Source organism: Loigolactobacillus rennini DSM 20253, from assembly GCF_001436505.1.
Taxonomy (GTDB): domain Bacteria; phylum Bacillota; class Bacilli; order Lactobacillales; family Lactobacillaceae; genus Loigolactobacillus; species Loigolactobacillus rennini.
In genome coordinates, this window is the sequence record NZ_AYYI01000032.1 from 1 (window position 1) to 22,285 (window position 22,285).

Below are 22,285 nucleotides of genomic sequence, written 5' to 3' on the forward strand. Positions count from 1 at the left end.
GTAGCAGTCACACCCCTTCCTGAACCACGGTTTTCATAGAACTTTTGACGTTACCATTTTTAAAGCCACATTATTTTAACTTATCGTGTGGGTACCGATGGACCCGTTCGAGGCCAACAAAATTTTGTTGTCGTAAGGCTTCATAGATCACAATGGCCACAGAATTCGATAAATTCAGCGCCCGAACATTATCTGACATCGGCATCCGTAACGCTTTTTCCGGATTTGCGCGCATAAATTTTTCTGGCAATCCCGTCGTTTCCTTGCCAAATAGAAAATAATGATCAGTAGTAGTATCTGTATAATCAATATCACTATAGGTTTTTGTTGCAAATTTACTGATTAAATATAGATGCGCTTCTCGGGGTAACGACTGGATAAAAGCCGTTAAGCTTTCGTGATAAGTGATGTTCACTTTATTCCAGTAATCAAGGCCAGCCCGTTTCATATGTTTATCATCAGTTGAAAATCCCAATGGTTCAATCAAATGTAAATGAGCGTTAGTTGCCGCACAAGTACGCGCAATGTTACCAGTATTTGCTGGCATTAAGGGTTCATATAATGCAATGTGATTAGTCAATTTCGTTACTTCCTTAAAGTATAATCAAATTTATAAGCTCTATTATAACGATAACCCAAGCTGATTAGCAAACTTCACCGCATTATTTTTATTTAAATAGCACCGTAGATTAAACACCATTTAACGTTAATCAATGCCAAGTTTAGGTAGCAGCAATGACTCCCCACTTATTTTAAAAGAAACAGGCTGCTAAAAATAATTAATACAGCCAATAACACGACATTAATCACTGAAAATAGTTTTAAAAAACGGCCAGCTTGCGGATGCGGCGCCAATTTCAAATATTGCTTAAAGGCTAACAAATTGGCTAACGATGCGAGTAAAGTTCCTAGCCCACCGATATTCACCCCTAAATATAAAGGCATGACCTGAGAGGTAAATTGTGCTAATAGCATCACAGCAGGAACATTGCTAAGCACTTGGCTAACTAAAATGCCACTTAAAAAAACACCGCTTTTTGTCTGTGTTAACGGCGTTAAAATTTCTACTAAAAAAGGTAATCGACTCAAAATACCAGTCACAATAAAGAAACAGAAAAAAGTGGCTAATAGCCCGTAATCAACTTGATACAACTGTTGTCGATTTAATATTAACGCTGCTAAAATAACGGCAATCACACCCCAAATTGGCGCCAAAAAATTATTGACGACAACCAACACGATTATTGCCACCGGTACCAGTACCCACAACCATTGCCAACATGGCAACTGGATTTGATGCGGTTGATAATGTAATGGTGCTTTAGAGAAACAGCAACAGCTTAACCACAATAAACCACCGCTAGCTAATGCCAACGGCCAAGCCATCAGCAATAATTGCTGCAAACTCAATTGATAGTGATTGAATAAATAAAGATTTTGCGGGTTACCAAATGGCGTTACACTACTACCTAAATTAGCAGCAACACACAACAAACTGATTGCTAGTAGCAAATTAAAAGTTACTTTTTTATTAATTTTTAAAATTAACGGCACACAAGTCAAAATGACAACGTCATTAGTCAGTATCATCGCGCCAAAAAAGCTTAATGTCATTAGCCAACGCATTAACTGCCGTTGTGTCCGGCTGCGCATAACCAGCCTTTGCGCTAAATAATGGATAAACTGACCACTTTCAAAAAGTTTAAGTAAAAGCAACAAACTAAATAAATTTAACAAAACTGGCCAATTAACATCTGCTAAGTGCGGCGGCCCAACTAGCATTAATGGTAACGTAATGCCCAATGTGACCAATAAAATTTTATCTTGTTTAAGGTAATTGATCAGTCTCATCCACTGGCTCCCATTGATTTTTCGTTTAGTTTAGCGGAAGCTTAGCAGCAAAAACCAGAAATATGCATCCTAAAAAATGAACTTATTCCCACCTTCTGTCAAAAGTCGTGACAATCTGCTTAAAAATAGAGCAACTTACGTCAGTAAGCTGCCCTATTTTTACTATGACATCAAAACACATTCATTAACTGCACTTATTCTGCGTTCACTAACTTTTTAGCCAAATACAAGCCACCAATAATACCGGCTTGATCACCTAATCCAACAGGAACAATGTATTGATCAAGCGGTGGTAAACTAACGTAGTGATTCATTTTAGCTGTAAGCTGTTTCCGAATTAATGGGAAAAGCTGTTTTTGATGCATCACGCCACCACCAAAAATAATCCGCTCCGGTACAAACATTAACGTAATATTATGACACAATTGTGCTAAATAATCTGCCTCCAATTGCCATAACGGATTATCTGCCGGTATTTGAGCAGCTTTTTTATGGCACCGTTGCTCAATAGCTGGTCCAGATGCCAATCCTTCAGCACAACCTTGGTGGTACGGACAGCTACCAGAAAAATGATCTGATGGCTGTTGCTGCAACAAAACGTGCCCCACTTCTGTATGTGACAACCCATAGTAAAACTTCTTTGCCACAATAACACCTGCACCAATCCCTGTCCCTATGGTTAAATAAACGACATTGGACAATCCTTGGGCAGCGCCAGCTTGTAATTCACCGTACGCTGCAATATTGACATCAGTAGTCCAATAACACGGTACTTGTAACTGAGCCTTCAAAACACCTAAAAAATCAAAATTTTGCCAAGCTAATTTAGGTGTGTTCAAAATATGACCAAAATCCGCTTGCCCTGCTTTGACTCCAATTGGACCAAAAGAACCAATGCCAATTGCAGTTACCGGGTAACGCTTAAAAAATGCGATTACTTTTTGTAAAGTTTCAGCAGGCGTGGTCGTTGCAAACTTCACTGTATCCACAATGTTGATTTGTTCATCGCTGACAGCACAAACAAACTTTGTACCGCCTGCTTCTATGGCACCTAGCATCTAATAATCTCCCCCAATTAAATTACTCATTAATATCTAAGATTGTATATGAGCGTTTATTAAACAGATTACGGCTAGTTGAATATTCAATGTTTTCACCCGTATTTAACCACACAATCTGTTCAACTTCTAAGATAGGCTCATTATGTGCCGCTTGTAAATACTTAATGTCATTTTTAGTGGGTAATGCTGCATGAATTTTACGATAAGCACCGCCAAACTTTAAATGTAAGCTTTGGTGGATGTAGTCATAAATTGATTTTTTCAGAATAGCTTGCGATAGATTTGGCACTAAGGTAACTGGCATAAATGTATGCTCTAAAATGAAGGGAGACCCTTCTAAACGCCGTAAACGCAGAATCTCATAAACTGGTTCATTAGCATCCAAATGCAATTTTTCTTGAATGTCTGCAGTGGGAAAAGTGACATCAAATTGAATCACATCACTAGAAACCCGTTTAGCCCCTTGTTGCTTAGTTAAACCATTAAACGCATCTGCAGGTGAATCATTCGCTGCTTTTAAGGGAATATTGCCTAAAACATAAGTACCCAAACCTGAGCGTTTATAAATTAAACCTTCCCGGGCTAAACCATCCAGCGCTTTTTTCACCGTCATACGGCTAACCTTAAACTCTTTGGCCAATGCGTTTTGATCAGGAATCAAGGTTTTCGCCGGATAAACTTGTTTTATAATTCGCTGACGAATTTCATCTGCAACCAACTGATATTTTGCCTTGGGCAAGGAAATCATCTCACTTTAATTGTGTATTTATCGATCACGTTTTAATGTTTTCAGCCCGTAATCCAGATTATACCCCACCGTTAAAGTGAGTACTTAACTCAATCTGCCAGCAATTTTTCGGCTGCTTGTAAGACGTGTTCACCATTCATCATACCATAATCTTGCATGTTGATAATGGCTAATGGAATCCCAGCTTGATCCGTTTTTTTCTTTACGTCAGCCTCCATATAGCGGACTTGCGGTCCTAGCAATAATACATCTGGATGCGCAGTTGCTAGTTGATTGTCAATATCAGATGAAGCTGTGGCAAAAATTTTATAATCCTTACCTGCTTTTTCCGCTGCTTTTTGCATTTTAGTCACCAATAACGACGTAGACATTCCTGCTGAGCAAGCTAACATAATTGTTTTTTCAGCCATTTTAATTTCCCTCTTTCAGTTAAGCTTCACTAGTTTCTTGTGCTGCTTTTTCTTGTTCTTGGTTATATAAATATTGATCATATTTTTTTGCAAACGGAAAATATACCGCTGTTGAAATCAATAAAGTTACCGCTTGCCAAAGTGCCATCTTCCAGCCACCAATAAAGAAACCGGAAACAATTGCTGGCGTTGTCCAAGGTGCAGCAACACCATTTAGTGGTGGCACGATACCAAACGCAATCACTGCGTAAGTAGACAAAGCGACGATAACCGGCGTTAAGAAAAACGGTAATGCTAAGAATGGATTCATCACTAACGGCAGACCAAATAAGAACGGTTCATTGATATTAAAAATTGCAGGTACTAATTCAACTTTACCAATCGACTTAAATTGGACTGATTTTGCTGCAAACAACGTGAAAATAACTAAACCAATAGTAATACCAGAGCCCGTTAAATTAATAAAATTATTATAAAATTCATTGGTGACGATGTGTGCACCGTTAGCAAGGCTCAATTGACCAGCATGGTAAAGTGCAGCATTATCAGCAGTATTAGGAATTAAAAGTCCACTGGTAATAGCGCCCATAATTAATCCACCATGGACACCGAAGAACCAGAAAAAAGAAACTAAAAACGCAATAATCAATGCTCCACCTAATGAATCGGATAATCCTTGTAGCGGTGTTTGCAAAATTTTATAAATTAATTGCAACATATCAGTATTTAAGAAGAACTTAAAACCTGCATAAAGTAACATGGATGCTGTTAAAATCACACCAGCTGGGATCATCGCTGAAAACTGGTTAGCTACATTGGCCGGTACTTGTTCAGGCAAAGTGATTTTCCAGCCTGCCCGCATCATGGCAGAATAGGCCCAGCCAACAAGTAAGCCGATTAAAATGGCCGCAATCATACCCTGCCCACCTAACCAGGTAACGTTAATGACACCAGTTACCGGTGATGTGAGAAAATTTTGGATCGTGTCTGGCAGTTTATCGATATTGGCAGATAATCGAGTCCCTGTCATGACAACATTACCCGCGCTATTTGTAATTCCAGTACCCGCTTTTCCCATGGCAGCTACTAATGGATTATCAATCTGTAAAAATTGCAATAACATAAAAACAGATAAGGAAGTCAATCCTGCTGGTAAAGCTTCGTAATTTTCATTACGCACGTAAACATAAGCAATACCAACCGCTGCCCAAATCGCAATGAGTCCAAAAGTTGTCGTGTAAGCCTGCGTAAAAACGTCTGCCCAACCGGAAGCTTTAATCGCTGCTGCAACCGCTGGTATTGGTACATTTGATAAAATCAAAAAAACTGACCCGATAATAATAAAAGGTAATGCATAAACCATTCCGTCTTTTAAAGCAACTACTGCCTTAGTATTGACAAATTTCATAATCGGTGGCAACACTTTTTGATTAACCCACTGACTAAAAGTGCCTTTTTCCATTACAAGTCATCTCCGTTTTTTGCTAAAACTGATTGTAACCAATAAAAAGATTTTTTCGGAACCCGTTTTAAATCTTTAAGTTCCTGATTAGTTCGATTAACATAAACCACACCGTAACGCTTAGCCATATTTCCTTGAGAACTAGGGATATCAATCAGTCCCCAGCCTAAATAGCCCAGTATTTTAGCACCATCTTTAAACATGGCATCCTTTAGAGCCTGAATGTGCTGTTTAAGATAAGCAATACGCCGATCGTCTTGAATCAACGTTTGTCCATCCCAGTTTTCCCGTAGTCCAATCCCATTTTCAATTGGAAAAACTGGTAATTGATAACGATTATAAAGATCGGTTAGCGCATAGCGGAAACCTAAAGGATCAATCGACCAATTCCAAGCTGTCTGTTCTAAAAAGCGATTGGCTTCATTACCATAAACTAAATAATCATTTGGTGCTGTTCCTACTGGAATCTTATCGGCATTTAAAGTATCTGAGCGATAATAACTAAATGCCAAAAAGTCTGTTTTTATCTGGGCTAAAACCGCTTGATCTTCTGGTAAGATATCCGTCTGAATACCTTGTTGTTGAATATAATGCCAAACTTCCGGCGAATAACGCCCAGTTGTCAATAATTGATTTAAATTCTGATTCAAAAATTCATCCGCTTGACACGCATAAAAAACGTCATTAGGCTTAGCTGTTGCTGGGTAAGTTGGTGTGTAAGCCAGCATGCCGCCAATCTTTAAATTTGGATAGTTTTTGTGAATAAAACTGGAGACTCGCGCATGTGCCAACATGGTATGGTGAAAAATTGTGTAGATATCAGCTAAACTGCGATCGCCTTTTAAATAACCTGAGATGGTAAATGCTTGATTGGTAAAGTACAGATTATGCTCATTAAAAGTCAACCAATAAGGTACCCGGTCAGCAAAATGAGTGATCATCTTCTCTGCAAAGCGAACAAACGCATCCACTGTCCGGCGCGACATAAAACCGTTTTCTTTTTTGGCCAAAGCTAACGGCATATCAAAATGATAAAGACAAACCATCGGTGTAATGCCACGTTGCAGCATTGCATTGATCAGCCGATCATAAAAAGCAATTCCTTCAGAATTAAAAGCACCGTCTCCTTCTGGATTTACCCGGGACCAAGAGATTTGGATCCGGTACATATTCATGTGCAACTGCTGCATTAAATCTAAATCTTCTTCATAGCGATGATAATCATCAATTGCATCTTGCCAAATACTAGATTCACCTGGTTTTTGGGCGACATCATACACGGAACGTCCCTTGCCATCTAGGTTCCAGGCACCTTCTGTCTGCATGCTTGAAACTGAATTCCCCCAAAAGAAATCTTGCGGCATTTTTCGTTGAATAGACATGACAAACCTCCACAATGTAATTTAAGAAAGCGCAATCTCATTTACAAAATAAGTATAGTCTTTTACATATAAAACATCAATACTTTTATCAAAAATTGCATTCTTTATTCAAAAAGGTAGTCGTAAAAAAACGCTGTTGTAAGCTAATTGCTTACAACAGCGTTTCTAACAATCACATCAAGATTAAAAGTCAATTTCAGCTGCATCTGGTACCAATACAATCTTTTCTTTTACACCCCCAGCAGCTAAGCGCCGGTGAGCTGTTGCTGCATATGGGAATGCATTAATCGCTAATTTATCTTCTAACAAGAGACCTTGCGAAAACGCATAATTTACAATTTTAGCAGCTTGTTGTAATTGTGGTAACGTTGCATGACTAATTACAAAACCCAAAATTTTTTTATCGTTAATGTAAAAATCACTGACTTTAAAAGTTGCCTGATCTGTTGCAGGAGCTGTGATCAACGCAAGTCGTCCCTGCTGCTTAAGACAGGCTAAATTGGCCTGTAATGGCACTTTACCTGAAGTATCAACAATTTGATCCACTTGGCCATCAGCAGGTACATAAGGTTGGTGGTAATCGTGTAACGTTGTTGCCCCCAATGCTTCTAATGAAGCAAAATCAGCAGGATCGGCAGTGGCGGTCACTTGTACGCCCATTAAAGCCGCCAATTGCACTAATTTACGGCCAACATGACCGGCTCCCCCTTCAACTAGAAGCTGGTCGCCAGAACTAGCATTTAAAACATCTGTCAATAAAATTGCGGCTGTCGCAGCCGAATGCACAGCAGCCACTACTTTTAGTGGGTGACAGCCTGCCGGAATTTTAAATAACCTAGGTTCCGGGATTGCAGCATATTCACTAGTTACACCTTGACGCCCTGCATAACCCATACTGTTAGTCCAGACCAAATCACCCACTTGAAAGTTGCTGACTGCTGGGCCACATTGGATCACAGTGCCAACGGCGTCACGTCCGATAATAAATGGGTAAGTTAATTTAGTCTGAAAGCCACCTGAACGAACGAAACGGTCAACATGATTGACAGCTACTCCTTTAATTTTCACTAAAACATCATGGGAAGCAACGTAAGGTAATGGTAATTGACCGATTTGAATAACATCAGGCGCACCGGTTTGTTTAATATAAGCAGCTTGCATTTCAATTCTCCTTATTAAAAGTCATTATCCGTTAATTACAGTTTAACCTGTTCCTGCCTGCAGTGCGAGTCAAAAAAGTTAAATTTAAAACGATTTAGTATATACTAAAGATAGTTGTGTAGTTTAGTAGAAAGGAAGTTTTTTTGATGGCAGATTTAGAAGACATTTTGCGGCAGCGGCATACAGTGCGCGAATTTATTCCGCAACAATCAATTCCTAAAGAAGAATTAGACGACATGATTACTTTAGCTTCACTTGCTCCTAGTGCATTAAATAAACAACCATTGCGTTATTTAACCATTGACACACCGGCTGCCCGACAACAATTATTGCAACTAGCAGATTTCAACCAAACTCAGATTAAAACAGCAAGCAGTTTAGTGTTAATTGCAGCTGATTTAGTTAACAATGATGCGCCAGCATTTACAGCTGGTAACGCACCAGAAAAGGTTGCGCCAACAACGCTGACTAACTTAGCACTAGATGCTGGTTTAGCAGGTATGCAATTGATGTTAGTAGCACAAAACCGGGGTTACGTGACTAATGTCATGACTGGATTTGATCATGAACATATTTTAAGTGCCTTAAAACTCGATCAGAAACGCTACCACCCATTTTTGTTGATTGCCATTGGTAAAAGTCATGATAAAGGACAAGCTGTTGAACACAAATCGCTAAACAAAATTTTATTGCACCGTTAATTTTGTCAGCTTAATAAGTCATTACACAAAAATAGCGAACAAATCGCTTGGTACAGCGCTGAAACTAAAGGATCAACTTTTTGACATGATGCTTTAGTTCAGCAGTGCACTGAGTGTTTGTCCGCTATTTTAGTCTTTATTTACATTTTATGATGTAATCGTAAGGTGATCAGCATCGCACCAATTAAAATCACTGATAACCCAATCACCAATAACCATGCCAGTGGTTGTTTAGCTAATGGCAAGTGCATGTTCATACCATAAAAACCAGTGATAATAGTAGGTACCGCCATTGATAATGACCAGATGGTTAAAACCTTCATGGTATCGTTTAAATTATTATTAATGATACTGTCAAAAGTAGCTGATATGCGATCAACCACCCTGTTTTCAATCACAATCATCCGTTGAACCTGCCGTGCTTCAATAATCACGTCTTCCAAGCGTTCCTGTTTCTCCCGATTACTGGCTTCACCAAAATGTGTTGCCGGCAAATGTTGCAACAGATCTAAATTGGATTGGCCCGCACTAGAAAAAAAGGTGAGTGTTTGTTGCAAATAAGACAGCGCGACTAAATCACGATTCTTAGCCTGTTGATTTAAGAATTTGTCTAACTGATTGCGCTTTTTAGTAATTGCTTTAACTAAAGGAATATAACTGTCCATCATCGCAAATAACACGTGCAAAATAAATTGATCAATCGTTTTGACACCAGCTTGTTGTGCTTGTGCAAAAAGGCCTTCAACTTGGGATAAGCCACTTTCATTAAAAGTGAATAACATCCCTTGATGGCGGAGAAAACTAACTGGTGTTGTCATGTATTGCAGATGTGCTTGATCAATTAGATTAGGGACATGAATAATTAACAGTTCATCTTTTGATTTATCGTCATAAACGTAATTTGGTCCTTCATCTTGATCTGTCACATAAGTTAATAAATCTGCCGGTAAACCATAATTTTGCCGTAGTGTTTGGTACTCCTCCGTTGTCAAAGCTTGCGTTTTAACCCATTTATTCTTTGAAATATAGCTTACTCTATCGATCATGCCCATCCCGCCTTAAATTACATCATCAATCTAAATTTAATTTAGTTTCAGCAGGTTGCGTCTGTGCCAGAATTTTGCCATGACGAATATTATACAGTACCTCAACGTGCTGGTTCAAAGCATGATAAAAATCTGGCGCATTTAACAAAATACAATCTGCCGGTTTGCCTACGGTTATACCATACTGATCACTAATATGCAGTGTTTTTGCGCCATTATAGGTCACATAATTAAATGCGTGTTGAATTTGCTGGTAACCCATTAAATGGGCAATGTAAACACCCATCGTCACTGCATCCAGCATATTACCATCACCTAACGGGTTCCAAGGATCCTGTACATCATCTTCGCCAAATGAAACGTTCAGTCCAGCTGCCGTCAACTCCTTGATTCGGGTCACACCACGCCGCTTTGGATAAGTATCAAATCTGCCACCCAAATGGACATTCACTAAGGGATTGGCCACAAAATTAATCTGGCTTTGTTTCAGCAGATTAAATAGTTTGTAAGTATAGGCATCATTATAAGACCCCATCGCGGTGGTATGACTGGCAGTCACGCGGTCGTTTAGGCCTCGAAAATATGCCTCCGCTGCTAAAACCTCCAAATTACGTGCTGCGGGGTCATCAATTTCGTCACAGTGAACATCAACCAGACGTTGGTACTTATCCGCCAATGCCATCAAAAAATGAATACTATTCCAACCGTATTCTGTTGTAAATTCATAATGGGGAATGCCACCGACAACATCTAAGCCTTCTTTAATCGCTTGGGTCATTAATTCTTTACCCTTAGGCGAACTTAAAATGCCGTCTTGTGGAAAAGCAACTAATTGTAAATCAATCACATCTGCTAGCTCGTGCTTTAATTCCAGCAACGCTTCAACACCAGTTAAATGCGGATCAGTCACATCAACGTGACTACGAACATGCTGAATGCCATGTCCAATCATATTTTTAATCGTTTGCCGTGCCCGCTGTTTGATGTCAGCTTTAGTTAAGCTTTGCTTCCGTGTATGCCAAATCCGAATACCATCAAATAATGTCCCTGATTGATTCCATTCAGGCTGACCCGCCGTCAACGTCGCATCTAAATGAACATGGGAATCAATAAATGGCGGCAGCAACAATTTTTGTTTTCCGTCAATTACTTTTTCTCCCGGTTGTGCAGTTAGATTCGGCGCAATCGCTTTAAATTTACCAGCTTGAATTTGAACGGACACTAACTCCGCCTGATTATCCACATGGACATTTTTAATTAACACTGTGAAATCCCCTTCCATTATTAACAATAGCTGTGACGAAAATGATTCTAACCAATATCGTATAACCTGAAGAATCTTTTGTCCACTTAACTTATTATCCAAAATTGAATTTAAGCTAACCATAAACAAATTTACTGCAGTTTCCTTGGAACTATGCTAAGTTTATTCTAGAAACTGACTTTAAAGAAAAGAGCGTTATTATGTGTACAAGTATCCTGCAAATTGCAAAAGATGGTAGCCATGTTTTAGCGCGTACCATGGACTGGCCCACATTAGAAAATACACCTTTATTTGTACCACGCCACTATGACTGGGAATCTGCCTACGATCACCGGCACTATCAAAATCCTTACGCTTTAATTGGTGGTGGTAGCATGAAAAAGGGGCGCATCGATGTTGCAGACGGCGTTAATGAATACGGACTTTGTGCACAAAAATTAACTTTCACCAATGGCTCAAAGTTAGTCGAAAATCGCCACAGTAATAAGATCCAATTGGCACCTTATGAATTTGTTTTCTGGTTACTAGGTCATTTTAAATCCATCGCGGATGTTGCGGCGCATTTATCAGAAATCGAACTTATGTCTGAAAAGTACAGTGATAGTCAGTATGGCGCTGAAAGCGAATTGCACTTTGCTTTAATTGATCCCACTGGTCGTACTGTTGTTGTCGAACCCACCCAAAATCCGATGCGCCTAATTGACAATCCATTAGGCGTCGTCACCAACAGTCCCAACTTTGAACGCCAATTACAAAAGTTAACGAAATATGTTGATTTCACACCTGAATTTGAAGCCGGCAAAGTCCCCTTAAATACGGCTAAAGTCACCACTGGCAATCCAGCAGGGAAAATTATTCCCCCTGGGTCATATTCCCCAGGTGCAAGATTTATCCGTGCGGCCTATCTTAAAGAGCGCGCTGATCTACCTGCTGATGAAGCAGCCGCAATTGTCTCTAGCTGGCACCTTTTAAATAGTGTCACCGTTCCCCGCAGCTTAAAGCATCAGCCTACTTTCTCTGTTTACCGTGCAGCAACCACAGCGGATAGCAGAAGCTATTACTACCAACCTTATCACCGCGCTGACATTACTAAACTGCAACTCACTGCTGACATGCTGACTTGGACACAACCTAAGATTTACGCGGTTAGCGATGAATTACAATTTAACCAGTTGAATTAAACACCTGTTACTAGCTTTTATACTTTTTTCATGTATTTAAAAAGCGGCGAAATAGTTAAAACTATTCCGCCGCTTAATTAATTAAGTCATTTAGTATTACCGACTACGACACTTTTACAGTAGGTAGTCAATAAACCAAACAAATTAACGTTTTGAGAACTGCGCTGCTTTACGCGCTTTTTTAAGACCGTATTTCTTACGTTCTTTCATCCGTGGGTCACGTGTTAATAAACCAGCACGCTTAAGTGGGCCACGAAAATCAGGATCAACGTTTAACAACGCACGTGCAATACCATGACGGATTGCACCGGCTTGGCCAGAAAAGCCACCGCCATTAACGTTAACGTAAACATCATAACTACCGTTTGTGTCAGTTACGCCAAATGGTTGGATCATCATTTCACGTAAATTAGCAAATGGTGTGTAATCTGCTTGGTCACGCCCGTTAATCGTTACTTTACCTGTACCAGGAACTAAACGTACACGCGCAACTGAATCTTTCCGGCGACCAGTACCGATATATTGAACTGCTTCTGCCAATTTATTTCCCTCCTTAAATTAACTTTGTAATGTCCAAGTTTTCTGGTTTTTGGGCAGCATTTTTGTGTTCTGGGCCTGCATAAACATGTAATTTCATGAATTGATCATGGCCTAGCGAGTTTTTCGGTAACATTCCCTTAATCGAAAGTTTTAATAACCGAACTGGGTTCTTTTCCCGTAATTCGCCAGCAGAAATCTGCTTCAAACCACCTGGATGAAGGGTATGATGATAATAAATCTTTCTATCCGCTTTACGACCAGTCAACCGAACCTTGCCCGCATTAACAATAATGACATAATCACCAGTATCAACGTTAGGGGTGAAGGTTGGTTTATTTTTACCACGTAAAATAGCGGCAACAGCTGCAGATAAACGGCCTAGTGCAATATCAGTTGCATCAACGACATACCATTTATGCTCTACTTCACCTGGTTTTGCTAAATATGTTGAACGCACGTGTATTTCCTCCAATTTCTGTGTCTGTTTAAACACCAAGTAAGTTTCCGGGGCTTATCGTGGGGTAAACAGTACCAGCTATCATCATACCTATTTTTAGGTTAGCTGTCAATCACTTTTGCTGGATTTATCAGCGGGTCCATCCCCGTAATAAACCTTTTGTAAATACAAACCGCTTGCCGGTGCCGTATAGCGTGCTTGCGTTCGATCACGTACTTGATATAGCCTTAAAATATCGTGTTGGGGACGGCGTCCATTACCAATTTCTAAAACCACGCCCATCATGATCCGTACCATGTTATACAAAAAACCATCGCCGTAAAATTGGAAAACCAATTCGTGGTTAGCCGCTTCGGAGACCGAAGCGGTAAAGATAGTCCGTACCTTGTTAGTAATACTACCACCTGAGGCCGCAAAACTACTAAAATCATGTTGACCAATAAAATCAGGTAGGGCTAGCTTTATTCGAGCCAAGTCTAAGCCGTACCGCCAATGACCAGTATAAAAGCGTCGGAAAGGGTCTGTATAACGCCCTTGACTAACACGGTACAAATATTGTTTACCTGTGGTGTCATAGCGGGCATGAAAATTTGGTGGTGCAATTTGACAATCTGTCACTAAAACATCTAAAGGTAACAAACTATTTAACGCCTTTAACATTGCCGCTGCTGGTAACGAAAAGGGAAAATCAAAATGAATGACTTGTCCCAACGCATGAACGCCAGAATCTGTACGTCCTGAACCATTCACCGGAATCCGCTGCTTAGATTTTGCAATTGTTTTAATGGCTTTTTCTACCACACCTTGAACGGTCCGTTGTTGTCGCTGGACTTGAAAGCCAGCAAATTTAGTACCATCATACGCTAACGTTGCTTTATATCTTACCACTTTCACTGCTCCCTATTTCGTACTTAAGATTTAATCAGTTAAGCACGTAACCATATCAATATGCCGGTTAAAGCAATAAACGCTAATACCACAAATGTATCGCGATAATGCCAAGTTAAAATCCGATATTTGCTCCTACCTTCACCACCTTGATACCCGCGCGCCTCCATCGCAATCGCTAAATCCTCTGCACGGTTAAAGGAACTGACAAACAGTGGAATCAATAATGGCACCACGGCACGCATTTGTTGAAATAAATTACCTTCACCAAAATCAACGCCCCTAGCTCGCTGCGCGTTCATAATTTTTTCTGTTTCATCCATCAGCGTCGGCACAAATCGCAAGGCAATGGACAACATCAATGCCACTTCATAGACTGGAAAACGAACGACCCGTAACGGTTTTAAAATGGCTTCAATCGCATCTGCTAACGATAAAGGCGGCGTAGTCAGTGTCAGTAAGGTGGACATGAAAATAATTAGAACAAACCGCATAAAAATGTAAACACCATTAACTAAGCCATATTGTGAAAGCACAATGGGCCCCCACGACCAAAAAACCTTACCACCACGTGTAAAGAAAACTTGAAGTAATACAGTAAATAAAATTAACCAAATTAATGGGCGCACACCACGGATAAAGAAACCCATTTTAATGCTAGACAAGTACACGGCTAAAAGTGTAAACAAAAATAAACATAAGTAAGTGGACCAATTATTGGCTAAAAAGATAATCCCAATGTAATAAAAACTCATTAACAATTTATTTCGGGGATCAAGATGGTGAACGAACGACTCACCGGGAATGAAGCGCCCAAAAAGTAATTTATTCATCATGTGTGCGTGCCACCATCCCTTGTGGTAATTGTGGTAAAAGCGCCTGTGCTAATTCTGTTTCTGTTAACGGCAATTGCGCAAATTTAAAACCATGTTTTTGCAGACGCAATGCAAATGCAGTGGTTTCAGGCACCCCTAACTGTTGCTTTTGCAGCCAAGCAACATCTTGAAAAACAACACTAGGCTTCCCGACTTTAGCAATTGTGCCATTTTCCATCACGACCACACAATCCGCATAATTCGCAACATCTTCCATATGATGCGTAATCAAAACTACCGTTAAATGTTGCTGCTGGTGTAATTTAGCCACCATTCCCATAATCTCTCGCCGGCCAGCAGGATCAAGACCTGCAGTTGGCTCATCGAGAATTAAAACCTCAGGCTCCATTGCTAGAACCCCGGCGATTGCCACCCGACGCATCTGGCCACCAGAAAGATCAAACGGCGACCGTTGTGCTAAATTCTGTGGCAAACCAACTAAATCCAGCATGGCTAAAGCTGTCTGCTGCGCATCAGCCGCACTAACACCAAAATTCATCGGACCAAACGCAATGTCTTTTACCACAGTTTCCTCAAACAATTGATTTTCTGGAAACTGAAACACCATCCCAACTTTTCGGCGTAACGGTTTTAAATTCTTATTACTGGTTTCAGGAGTAATCACTCGCTGACCAATTTTAACTTGACCACTAGTTGGCTTTAATAAGGCATTTAAATGCTGCACGAGTGTTGATTTGCCGCTGCCAGTATGGCCGATAATTGCTGTAAAACTGTGACTTTTAATTGTTAAATTAATATCATGTAGCGCTTGACTTTCAAACGGCGTATCTGCTTGATAAGTATAAGCTACATTTTGGAATGTAATGTCCATAACCAATCCACTAGCTCCTTTTCGGTAAAATATTGCTGTGGAACTGTGACTCCCTGACGACGTAAAGCAGCTGTTAACCGTTGTGCATAAGGAACATCTAAGCCCATTTCAATTAGCCGTTCGCCATATTGAAAAATATGCGCTGGCCGTCCAGATTCCTTAATCTCGCCATCATCTAACACAATGATCCGGTTAGCACTGGCTGCTTCATCAATATCATGAGTAATGGAAAGTACCGTCAAATTTTCTTGGTCTTTTAGCTGTCTTACCGTTTGTAAAACTTCAATCCGACCATTCGGATCCAGCATACTAGTCGATTCATCTAAAATGATAATCTGTGGTTGCAGCGCAATGATGCCAGCAATCGCTACCCGTTGTTTTTGCCCACCGGATAAACGTGCTGGTTCACGCTGTGCAAATTTCGTCATCCGTACCCGGTCTAATGCTTTATGGACACGCACCTGCATTTCAGCCCTTGGTAGCCCAATATTTTCTAATCCAAACGCCACATCATCTTCTACTGTTGCCCCAACAAATTGGTTATCTGGATTTTGGAACACCATGCCAATTTTGCTGCGAATATCCCAGACATGATCTTCAGTCAGTGTAATGCCAGCAACTCGTATGGTGCCGCTGTCTTTATCCAAAGGAAGCAAACCATCAATTGCTTTGGCGAGGGTGGATTTACCGCTACCGTTATGGCCGATAATCGCTACCCATTCACCTTGTTCAATCGCTAAGTTAACATCACTTAAAGCTGGACGACCTTCAGTTTGGGGATAACGGAAATTTAAATGTTCAACTTCAATTATTTTTGTCAACGCAGTCACCTTAACGTCCTCATTACTTTTATCAGTGCTTCCATAATATCATATTCAGCTACCAGCGTATATTTTTTTCAAATGATTCATCATTGCTCCGGTAAAATGATTAAAAAAATCCAAAAAAAAATCACATTCCAAAATGTGATCGAATTTAACATTCGCCAACCGTCGAGCTAGACTTGGAAAAACAACTAACCAACATCGTAACACTCTGGTCCTACATTTTAGAAGTGATCCGTTTTAAATCCTAGTTACTAAATGCCGCAACTAATCAACCAATTTTAAGATGACCATTGCTGCACCATCACCACGCCGTGGCATTGTCTTATAGATACGTGTGTAACCACCTTGGCGTTCTTTATAACGCGGTGCAATATCGCTGAATAATTTTTGCAAAGCCGTCTGTACAACAACTTTTTCGTCTTCTTCACGAACATCAGCGACCTCATCCCGGATAAAGCGTGCTGCTTGCCGCCGAGCAGATAATGTTCCTTTTTTACCCAAAGTGATCATTTTATCAGCTGTTGAGCGGATTTCCTTAGCACGGGCTTCCGTTGTCGTAATCGATTCATTCATGATTAAATCAGTTGTTAAATCGCGTAATAATGCTTTACGTTGTGAGCTTGTACGCCCCAGTTTACGGTAACTCATTAACGTGTTCCCTCCTTTGATGAATTATATTGACTAATCTTCTTCTCGTAGTGAAAGGCCTAAATCAGCTAATTTAGCCTTAACCTCTTCTAGAGATTTACGACCGAGATTACGAACTTTCATCATGTCCGCCTCAGTCTTATTAGTCAGTTCTTGAACTGTATTAATACCAGCTCGTTTTAGACAGTTGTATGAACGAACGGATAAGTCAAGTTCTTCAATTGTCATCTCAAGCATTTTTTCTTTGTGAGTTTCTTCTTTTTCAACCATGATTTCAGCATTCTTTGCTTCATCAGTCAGGTTAACAAAGATTTCTAAATGCTCCGTTAAAATTTTAGCGGCTAAACTAATCGCTTCTCGTGGATTAATTGAACCATCCGTCCAAACATCCAAGGTTAATTTATCAAAGTCATTACGGTGACCAACACGAGTACTTTCAACTTGATAATTAACACGACTGATTGGGGTATAAATCGAATCGATTGGTAAAACGCCGATCGGCATATCATCCACTTTATTTTCGTTGGCAGCAACGTAACCACGACCCTTATTCGCAGTCATGCGAACGTGGAAATGGCCGCCCTCGGCAATCGTGCAAATATACAGATCGGGATTTAAGATCTCAACGTCCCCGTCAGCTTCAATATCGCCAGCAGTAACCGTTGCTGGTCCTTTAACGTCGATTTCTAGTGTTTTATCCTCGTCAGAGTTTATTTTTAAAGCAATTTTCTTGATGTTTAAAATAATCCGCGTAACGTCTTCCGTTACCCCATCAATAGACGAAAATTCATGTAAAACACCATCGATTTGAATACTCGTCACGGCTGCACCTGGTAATGAAGCCAGTAGAATTCGCCGCAATGAATTACCTAAAGTCGTCCCATAACCACGCTCTAACGGTTCAACGACAAACTTACCGTAGTTTGTGCTCTCATCAACTTTGGCAATATTTGGTTTTTCAAATTCGATCATTTAGTTTCTTACCCCTTTCAAAACGAGAAGTGCCTTTGATGTTGTACGTTCCAGTTTTAAGCTCAAAATGAAGCGTACTCACTAAACACGACGGCGCTTCGGGGGACGAGATCCATTATGAGGAACTGGTGTTACATCACGAATTGCAGTAATTTCCAACCCAGTTGCTTGCAATGAACGAATAGCTGCTTCACGACCTGAACCAGGACCTTTAACTGCAACTTCAACAGTCTTCATGCCATACTCCATTGAAGTTTTAGCAGCAGTTTCAGCTGCCATTTGTGCAGCAAACGGTGTAGATTTACGACTACCTTTAAAACCTAAAGCACCTGCAGAAGACCATGCTACCGCATTACCTTGCGGATCAGTGATCATAACCAAGGTGTTATTAAAAGTAGAATGAATGTGAGCCACGCCAGATTCAATATTCTTTTTGATCCGACGACGGCGCGTTGTTTTTCTCTTTGCCATTAATGCCATACCTCCCTTAACTTGTTATTTCTTTCTTCCGGCAATCGAAACTTTTTTGCCTTTACGTGTCCGCGCATTGTTTTTAGTGTGCTGGCCACGAACTGGTAATCCCCGGCGATGCCGCATACCACGGTATGAGCCGATTTCTTGAAGCCGTTTGATGTTCATATTTCTTTCACGGCGCAAATCACCTTCAACAGGGAATTTGTCTAATTCTGCACGAATTTTATCTTCTTGGTCTGGTGTTAAATCTTCAACACGGACATCTTCAGAAACACCGGCAGCAGCTAAAACTTTTTTAGCAGTCGTGTTCCCGACACCATAAATATAAGTTAAACCGATGACAATCCGCTTGCCACGGGGTAAATCAATACCTGCTAAACGAGCCATTCAATGACACCTCCATTAATTTGAATTATTATCCTTGGCGTTGTTTATGCTTTGGATTTGCGGAACAAATTACCATAACCCGGCCTTTACGCTTGATAATCCGGCAATGTTCGCACATCTTTTTTACTGATGGTCTTACTTTCATGAAAAAACCTCCTAATAAAAGGCTAAACTTCCGGTCCTATACAAAATGCTATTTAAAGCGATAGGTAATGCGGCCGCGTGTTAAATCATATGGTGATAATTCAACAGTAACCCGATCACCCGGCAGAATCCGAATATAGTGCATTCTGATTTTACCAGAAACAGTCGCGAGAATCGTTGCCTCATTTTCAAGCTTTACCTTAAACATTGCGTTTGGCAATGTATCGATAACCTTCCCCTCGACTTCAATGACATCATCTTTCGCCACGCAGAAGTACCTCCTTAATTGATAACAGCTGATTCGGTCACCCGATCAACCTGTGTCTAACAACCAAAACTAAACGTCACTTTACTCAACCGATCACACATAAAAATGGTGAGAGCACTCAGCACTCACCTTTTCGAGTTTCAACCCGCAAATTATAACATAATTTGATTGGTTTGAAAAGATAACTGTGCTAATTATAGCAAACCGGCATTAATCCAGCAAATTAACGTGGCTTAACGTTTCGCTAATGGCACTAAAATTTTCTGGATATTTTGGAAAACATCCTGAATTTCAGCGTTGCCATCAACATTGAACAGTAAATGCCGCTGCTTATAAAAATCAAGTAACGGTGCATTCATTTTTTCATTAACCGCCAAACGATTCTTCACCGTTGCTGGTTTGTCATCTTCACGTTGGTAAAATTCATGGCCACCACAACGGTCACAAGTTCCCGCTACCTTAGGTGGATTATAAAGCTTGTGGTAGGTCGCACCACAATTTTTACAAATAAAGCGACCAGTTAACCGCGCCATCAAAGAAGCCGGATCAACTTGAATGTTAATCACACCGTCTAATGGTTTATCTAATTCAGCTGTTATTTTTTCTAAGGCTTCCGCTTGCGCTAAATTACGCGGAAAACCGTCCAATAAATAACCAACTTCTGTATCAGACTGAGCCAATCGCTCTTTCACGATACCGTTAGTGATTTCATCAGGGACTAAATTGCCTTTGTCCGTATAAGCTTTAGCTTTAACACCTAATTCTGTTTTTGCCTGTATTGCTGCCCGAAACATATCGCCGGTTGAGATGTGTGGAATTTTATAAGTATCAACGATTTGTTCAGCTTGGGTCCCTTTACCTGCACCAGGTAGACCCATTAAAATCAAATTCATTAATAGCTCGCTCCTTTTCCTAATAAGACAAAGCGTCTAATTGATAAGAAACGTGCCAAAGCCTGCACTTTAACACGTTCCTAGCGGATAAAACCAACATAATGGCGTTTCATCATCAATCCTTCGATCTGCCGTGCCGCTTCTAGCGCAACACCGACAACGATCAGCAAACTAGTACCACCTAGCCCGATTGACTCTGGTAGACTCCAAATGTTTTGTGCCAAAATCGGTAATAATGCAACTAGCCCTAAGAAGACTGAACCAACCGTTGACAAACGCATCAACGTTCCAGAAATATATTTCTGAGTCTCCTTACCAGGCCAAACACTCGGAATATAACTACCTTGTTTCTGCAGATTTTCGGCAACTTTTTCAGGATTTACCTGGACAAACGCATAAAAGAAGGTGAAAACAATGATCAATAAAGTATATAAAACCGATCCAGGAATGGTGGTCATACTAAATAATTGTGACATCACTTTAAACCATTGATCTTCCGAATGTGTGTTATTGAAGTACTGCAAAATCGTTCCGGGGGTTGCAATAAATGAACTTGCAAAGATAACCGGAATCACGCCTGCAACGTTGACTTTTAATGGTAAGTAACTATTGTCACCAGCATCTGTCACGCGCCGTGTATAGCGAATTGGGATCCGCCGTTCTGCTTGTTGTACGTAGGTAACACCAACAACAACCAGAAAAACAGCAATAACCAACAAAACAGCATATAAAACATACTGCCAAAATTGGCTTTGACTAGGATTAGTCATAAACCATTGTTGGTAAACTTGTGTGACACCTTCGGGCAACCGGGCGATAATCCCAGCAAAGATGATCATCGAAATCCCATTACCAATTCCTTTATCAGTAATCTGTTCCCCTAACCAAGTTACCAGCATTGTGCCCCCAGTTAAAATAATCCCGATCATGACAAAAGTCTGCCAATTCGGATTTTTGACTAAGCCTAAGCCGCTTAAAGCATTAAAGCCAGCCGTAATCCCAATCGATTGCAGAAAAGCTAATACAATTGTTAAATAACGTGTAACCTGATTTAATTTACGTCGACCAACTTCCCCTTGTTTGCTCCACTCGACAAATTTGGGCACAATATCCATCTGTAAAAGTTGGATGACAATTTGCGCAGTGATATACGGCGAAACCCCCATTGCAAAAATAGAGTAATTCGTCAAACCGCCACCACCGAACATATTCAACATGCTAACTAATCCGGAAGAAGCAATCGATGTCAATGCTTTCGCGTCAACACCGGGAACGGTAATAAAAGTTCCTAATCGGAAAATTAACAAAACACCTAGCGTAAAGAAGATTCGATTTCGAATATCCTTTACATGCCAAGCATTTTTGATGGTCGACAGCATTAAATCACCTCAATTTTACCGCCAGCAGCTTCAACAGCTTTTTTAGCAGCAGCAGAGGCTTTGCTAACTTTAACTGTTACTTTTTTGGTGATTTCACCGTTTGCTAATAATTTAACCGCAGCTTTATCACTTTTGATTAAACCAGATTTAGCTAATGTTGTCGGTGTAATTTCTGCACCATCTTTAAAACTATTCAAGTCATTCAAACTGACAATAGCATATTCCTTGCGGTTAATGTTGGTAAAACCGCGTTTTGGCATCCGCCGGAATAATGGCATCTGGCCACCTTCAAAGCCTAAACGCACTTTACCCCGCGCTTTTTGACCTTTTTGGCCACGACCAGCTGTCTTACCGTTGCCTGCGGAAGTTCCACGGCCCACACGGCTGCGATTACGACGTGCGCCTTCGCTAGCTTTTAATTCGTGTAATTTCAT

At 40.4% G+C, this 22,285-nt stretch carries 27 protein-coding genes; 2 read left to right on the forward strand and 25 right to left on the reverse strand.

Translation table 11 applies throughout. The features are described from left to right. Window positions 1-70: 70 nt before the first annotated feature. The 8 genes from trmL to FC24_RS05015 all read right to left on the reverse strand — a co-directional run bounded on the left by trmL (window position 71) and on the right by FC24_RS05015 (window position 8,075). Window positions 71-580, reverse strand: coding sequence for a tRNA (uridine(34)/cytosine(34)/5-carboxymethylaminomethyluridine(34)-2'-O)-methyltransferase TrmL (gene trmL / locus FC24_RS04980; RefSeq protein WP_057873783.1), 510 nt, complete (start codon window positions 578-580; stop codon window positions 71-73). Window positions 581-747: 167 nt separating this feature from the next. Further along, the gene (locus FC24_RS04985) at window positions 748-1,851 is read right to left on the reverse strand and encodes an SLC13 family permease (protein WP_057873784.1); all 1,104 of its coding nucleotides are present in this window, start codon (window positions 1,849-1,851) and stop codon (window positions 748-750) included. Window positions 1,852-2,045: 194 nt separating this feature from the next. After that, window positions 2,046-2,909: an ROK family protein gene (locus FC24_RS04990; RefSeq protein ID WP_057873785.1), complete on the reverse strand. Its 864-nt coding sequence runs from the start codon at window positions 2,907-2,909 to the stop codon at window positions 2,046-2,048. A 22-nt stretch (window positions 2,910-2,931) separates the two neighbouring features. Further along, window positions 2,932-3,651, reverse strand: coding sequence for a GntR family transcriptional regulator (locus FC24_RS04995; RefSeq protein WP_057873786.1), 720 nt, complete (start codon window positions 3,649-3,651; stop codon window positions 2,932-2,934). A 98-nt stretch (window positions 3,652-3,749) separates the two neighbouring features. Further along, complete coding sequence (locus FC24_RS05000) at window positions 3,750-4,070, reverse strand: PTS sugar transporter subunit IIB (protein ID WP_057873787.1); 321 nt, start codon at window positions 4,068-4,070, stop codon at window positions 3,750-3,752. 19 nt (window positions 4,071-4,089) lie between these two features. After that, on the reverse strand, window positions 4,090-5,532 hold the full coding sequence (locus FC24_RS05005; RefSeq protein WP_057873788.1) for a PTS sugar transporter subunit IIC: 1,443 nt from the start codon (window positions 5,530-5,532) through the stop codon (window positions 4,090-4,092). Continuing rightward, window positions 5,532-6,914 carry a glycoside hydrolase family 1 protein gene (locus tag FC24_RS05010; protein ID WP_057873789.1) on the reverse strand — a complete coding sequence of 461 codons (1,383 nt, stop codon included), beginning with the start codon at window positions 6,912-6,914 and terminating at the stop codon, window positions 5,532-5,534. Before FC24_RS05010 ends, FC24_RS05005 begins: the two co-directional genes overlap by 1 nt. Window positions 6,915-7,097: 183 nt before the next feature. After that, window positions 7,098-8,075 (reverse strand): quinone oxidoreductase family protein, encoded by a 978-nt coding sequence (locus tag FC24_RS05015; RefSeq protein WP_057873790.1) that lies wholly within the window; start codon window positions 8,073-8,075, stop codon window positions 7,098-7,100. Window positions 8,076-8,221: 146 nt separating this feature from the next. Here FC24_RS05015 and FC24_RS05020 point away from each other — a divergent pair, with 146 nt between their 5' ends. Continuing rightward, window positions 8,222-8,776 (forward strand): nitroreductase family protein, encoded by a 555-nt coding sequence (locus FC24_RS05020; RefSeq protein WP_057873791.1) that lies wholly within the window; start codon window positions 8,222-8,224, stop codon window positions 8,774-8,776. A 140-nt stretch (window positions 8,777-8,916) separates the two neighbouring features. On the opposite strand, the gene FC24_RS05025 is transcribed toward FC24_RS05020, so the two are convergent. After that, window positions 8,917-9,822 (reverse strand): magnesium transporter CorA family protein, encoded by a 906-nt coding sequence (locus tag FC24_RS05025; protein ID WP_057873792.1) that lies wholly within the window; start codon window positions 9,820-9,822, stop codon window positions 8,917-8,919. Window positions 9,823-9,847: 25 nt separating this feature from the next. Then, window positions 9,848-11,086, reverse strand: coding sequence for a cytosine deaminase (gene codA, locus FC24_RS05030; RefSeq protein ID WP_057873793.1), 1,239 nt, complete (start codon window positions 11,084-11,086; stop codon window positions 9,848-9,850). Window positions 11,087-11,286: 200 nt separating this feature from the next. Here codA and FC24_RS05035 point away from each other — a divergent pair, with 200 nt between their 5' ends. Next, window positions 11,287-12,267 carry a choloylglycine hydrolase family protein gene (locus FC24_RS05035; protein WP_057873794.1) on the forward strand — a complete coding sequence of 327 codons (981 nt, stop codon included), beginning with the start codon at window positions 11,287-11,289 and terminating at the stop codon, window positions 12,265-12,267. Between the two features lie 144 nt (window positions 12,268-12,411). Here the strand turns inward: FC24_RS05035 and rpsI are convergent, their stop codons facing one another. The 15 genes from rpsI to rplO form a co-directional block, all read right to left on the reverse strand. Then, complete coding sequence (gene rpsI / locus FC24_RS05040; RefSeq protein WP_057873795.1) at window positions 12,412-12,807, reverse strand: 30S ribosomal protein S9; 396 nt, start codon at window positions 12,805-12,807, stop codon at window positions 12,412-12,414. Between the two features lie 13 nt (window positions 12,808-12,820). Then, window positions 12,821-13,264 carry a 50S ribosomal protein L13 gene (gene rplM, locus FC24_RS05045; protein ID WP_057873796.1) on the reverse strand — a complete coding sequence of 148 codons (444 nt, stop codon included), beginning with the start codon at window positions 13,262-13,264 and terminating at the stop codon, window positions 12,821-12,823. 108 nt (window positions 13,265-13,372) lie between these two features. Next, on the reverse strand, window positions 13,373-14,152 hold the full coding sequence (gene truA, locus FC24_RS05050; protein WP_057873797.1) for a tRNA pseudouridine(38-40) synthase TruA: 780 nt from the start codon (window positions 14,150-14,152) through the stop codon (window positions 13,373-13,375). Between the two features lie 38 nt (window positions 14,153-14,190). Next, window positions 14,191-14,988 (reverse strand): energy-coupling factor transporter transmembrane component T family protein, encoded by a 798-nt coding sequence (locus FC24_RS05055; protein WP_057873798.1) that lies wholly within the window; start codon window positions 14,986-14,988, stop codon window positions 14,191-14,193. Beyond that, window positions 14,978-15,859, reverse strand: coding sequence for an energy-coupling factor ABC transporter ATP-binding protein (locus FC24_RS05060; RefSeq protein WP_057873849.1), 882 nt, complete (start codon window positions 15,857-15,859; stop codon window positions 14,978-14,980). Before FC24_RS05060 ends, FC24_RS05055 begins: the two co-directional genes overlap by 11 nt. Continuing rightward, window positions 15,835-16,680, reverse strand: a complete 846-nt coding sequence (locus FC24_RS05065; protein ID WP_057873850.1) for an energy-coupling factor ABC transporter ATP-binding protein — start codon at window positions 16,678-16,680, stop codon at window positions 15,835-15,837. The genes FC24_RS05060 and FC24_RS05065 overlap by 25 nt, the downstream gene beginning before the upstream one ends. A 270-nt stretch (window positions 16,681-16,950) precedes the next feature. Continuing rightward, the gene (gene rplQ, locus FC24_RS05070) at window positions 16,951-17,334 is read right to left on the reverse strand and encodes a 50S ribosomal protein L17 (RefSeq protein WP_057873799.1); all 384 of its coding nucleotides are present in this window, start codon (window positions 17,332-17,334) and stop codon (window positions 16,951-16,953) included. Window positions 17,335-17,367: 33 nt separating this feature from the next. After that, window positions 17,368-18,306: a DNA-directed RNA polymerase subunit alpha gene (locus FC24_RS05075; protein ID WP_057873800.1), complete on the reverse strand. Its 939-nt coding sequence runs from the start codon at window positions 18,304-18,306 to the stop codon at window positions 17,368-17,370. 81 nt (window positions 18,307-18,387) lie between these two features. Then, a complete protein-coding gene (gene rpsK / locus FC24_RS05080) occupies window positions 18,388-18,777 on the reverse strand; it encodes a 30S ribosomal protein S11 (RefSeq protein WP_057873801.1) in 390 nt (129 codons plus the stop codon). A 24-nt stretch (window positions 18,778-18,801) separates the two neighbouring features. Next, window positions 18,802-19,167 (reverse strand): 30S ribosomal protein S13, encoded by a 366-nt coding sequence (gene rpsM / locus FC24_RS05085; RefSeq protein ID WP_057873802.1) that lies wholly within the window; start codon window positions 19,165-19,167, stop codon window positions 18,802-18,804. A 28-nt stretch (window positions 19,168-19,195) separates the two neighbouring features. Next, on the reverse strand, window positions 19,196-19,312 hold the full coding sequence (rpmJ, locus tag FC24_RS05090) for a 50S ribosomal protein L36 (RefSeq protein ID WP_057873803.1): 117 nt from the start codon (window positions 19,310-19,312) through the stop codon (window positions 19,196-19,198). Window positions 19,313-19,360: 48 nt separating this feature from the next. Then, complete coding sequence (infA, locus tag FC24_RS05095) at window positions 19,361-19,579, reverse strand: translation initiation factor IF-1 (protein ID WP_057873804.1); 219 nt, start codon at window positions 19,577-19,579, stop codon at window positions 19,361-19,363. A gap of 233 nt (window positions 19,580-19,812) precedes the next feature. Further along, window positions 19,813-20,472, reverse strand: coding sequence for an adenylate kinase (locus FC24_RS05100; protein ID WP_057873805.1), 660 nt, complete (start codon window positions 20,470-20,472; stop codon window positions 19,813-19,815). 80 nt (window positions 20,473-20,552) lie between these two features. Continuing rightward, on the reverse strand, window positions 20,553-21,851 hold the full coding sequence (secY, locus tag FC24_RS05105) for a preprotein translocase subunit SecY (protein ID WP_057873806.1): 1,299 nt from the start codon (window positions 21,849-21,851) through the stop codon (window positions 20,553-20,555). Then, entirely contained in the window at window positions 21,851-22,285 is a 435-nt protein-coding gene (gene rplO / locus FC24_RS05110) for a 50S ribosomal protein L15 (protein WP_057873807.1), read from the reverse strand. Before rplO ends, secY begins: the two co-directional genes overlap by 1 nt.

Excerpts from the sequence above, each read along its gene's own strand:
- FC24_RS05100 (WP_057873805.1), bottom strand. The coding sequence starts at position 20,472 with ATGAATTTGATTTTAATGGGTCTACCTGGTGCAGGTAAAGGGACCCAA.
- FC24_RS05060 (WP_057873849.1), bottom strand. The coding sequence starts at position 15,859 with ATGGACATTACATTCCAAAATGTAGCTTATACTTATCAAGCAGATACG.
- rpsK (WP_057873801.1), bottom strand. The coding sequence starts at position 18,777 with ATGGCAAAGAGAAAAACAACGCGCCGTCGTCGGATCAAAAAGAATATT.
- FC24_RS05005 (WP_057873788.1), bottom strand. The coding sequence starts at position 5,532 with ATGGAAAAAGGCACTTTTAGTCAGTGGGTTAATCAAAAAGTGTTGCCA.
- secY (WP_057873806.1), bottom strand. The coding sequence starts at position 21,851 with ATGCTGTCGACCATCAAAAATGCTTGGCATGTAAAGGATATTCGAAAT.
- rplO (WP_057873807.1), bottom strand. The coding sequence starts at position 22,285 with ATGAAATTACACGAATTAAAAGCTAGCGAAGGCGCACGTCGTAATCGC.
- rplQ (WP_057873799.1), bottom strand. The coding sequence starts at position 17,334 with ATGAGTTACCGTAAACTGGGGCGTACAAGCTCACAACGTAAAGCATTA.
- FC24_RS04985 (WP_057873784.1), bottom strand. The coding sequence starts at position 1,851 with ATGAGACTGATCAATTACCTTAAACAAGATAAAATTTTATTGGTCACA.
- FC24_RS05015 (WP_057873790.1), bottom strand. The coding sequence starts at position 8,075 with ATGCAAGCTGCTTATATTAAACAAACCGGTGCGCCTGATGTTATTCAA.
- FC24_RS04990 (WP_057873785.1), bottom strand. The coding sequence starts at position 2,909 with ATGCTAGGTGCCATAGAAGCAGGCGGTACAAAGTTTGTTTGTGCTGTC.
- FC24_RS05055 (WP_057873798.1), bottom strand. The coding sequence starts at position 14,988 with ATGATGAATAAATTACTTTTTGGGCGCTTCATTCCCGGTGAGTCGTTC.
- FC24_RS05035 (WP_057873794.1), top strand. The coding sequence starts at position 11,287 with ATGTGTACAAGTATCCTGCAAATTGCAAAAGATGGTAGCCATGTTTTA.
- FC24_RS05075 (WP_057873800.1), bottom strand. The coding sequence starts at position 18,306 with ATGATCGAATTTGAAAAACCAAATATTGCCAAAGTTGATGAGAGCACA.
- FC24_RS05020 (WP_057873791.1), top strand. The coding sequence starts at position 8,222 with ATGGCAGATTTAGAAGACATTTTGCGGCAGCGGCATACAGTGCGCGAA.
- FC24_RS05010 (WP_057873789.1), bottom strand. The coding sequence starts at position 6,914 with ATGTCTATTCAACGAAAAATGCCGCAAGATTTCTTTTGGGGGAATTCA.
- FC24_RS05000 (WP_057873787.1), bottom strand. The coding sequence starts at position 4,070 with ATGGCTGAAAAAACAATTATGTTAGCTTGCTCAGCAGGAATGTCTACG.
- FC24_RS05025 (WP_057873792.1), bottom strand. The coding sequence starts at position 9,822 with ATGATCGATAGAGTAAGCTATATTTCAAAGAATAAATGGGTTAAAACG.
- rpmJ (WP_057873803.1), bottom strand. The coding sequence starts at position 19,312 with ATGAAAGTAAGACCATCAGTAAAAAAGATGTGCGAACATTGCCGGATT.
- rpsM (WP_057873802.1), bottom strand. The coding sequence starts at position 19,167 with ATGGCTCGTTTAGCAGGTATTGATTTACCCCGTGGCAAGCGGATTGTC.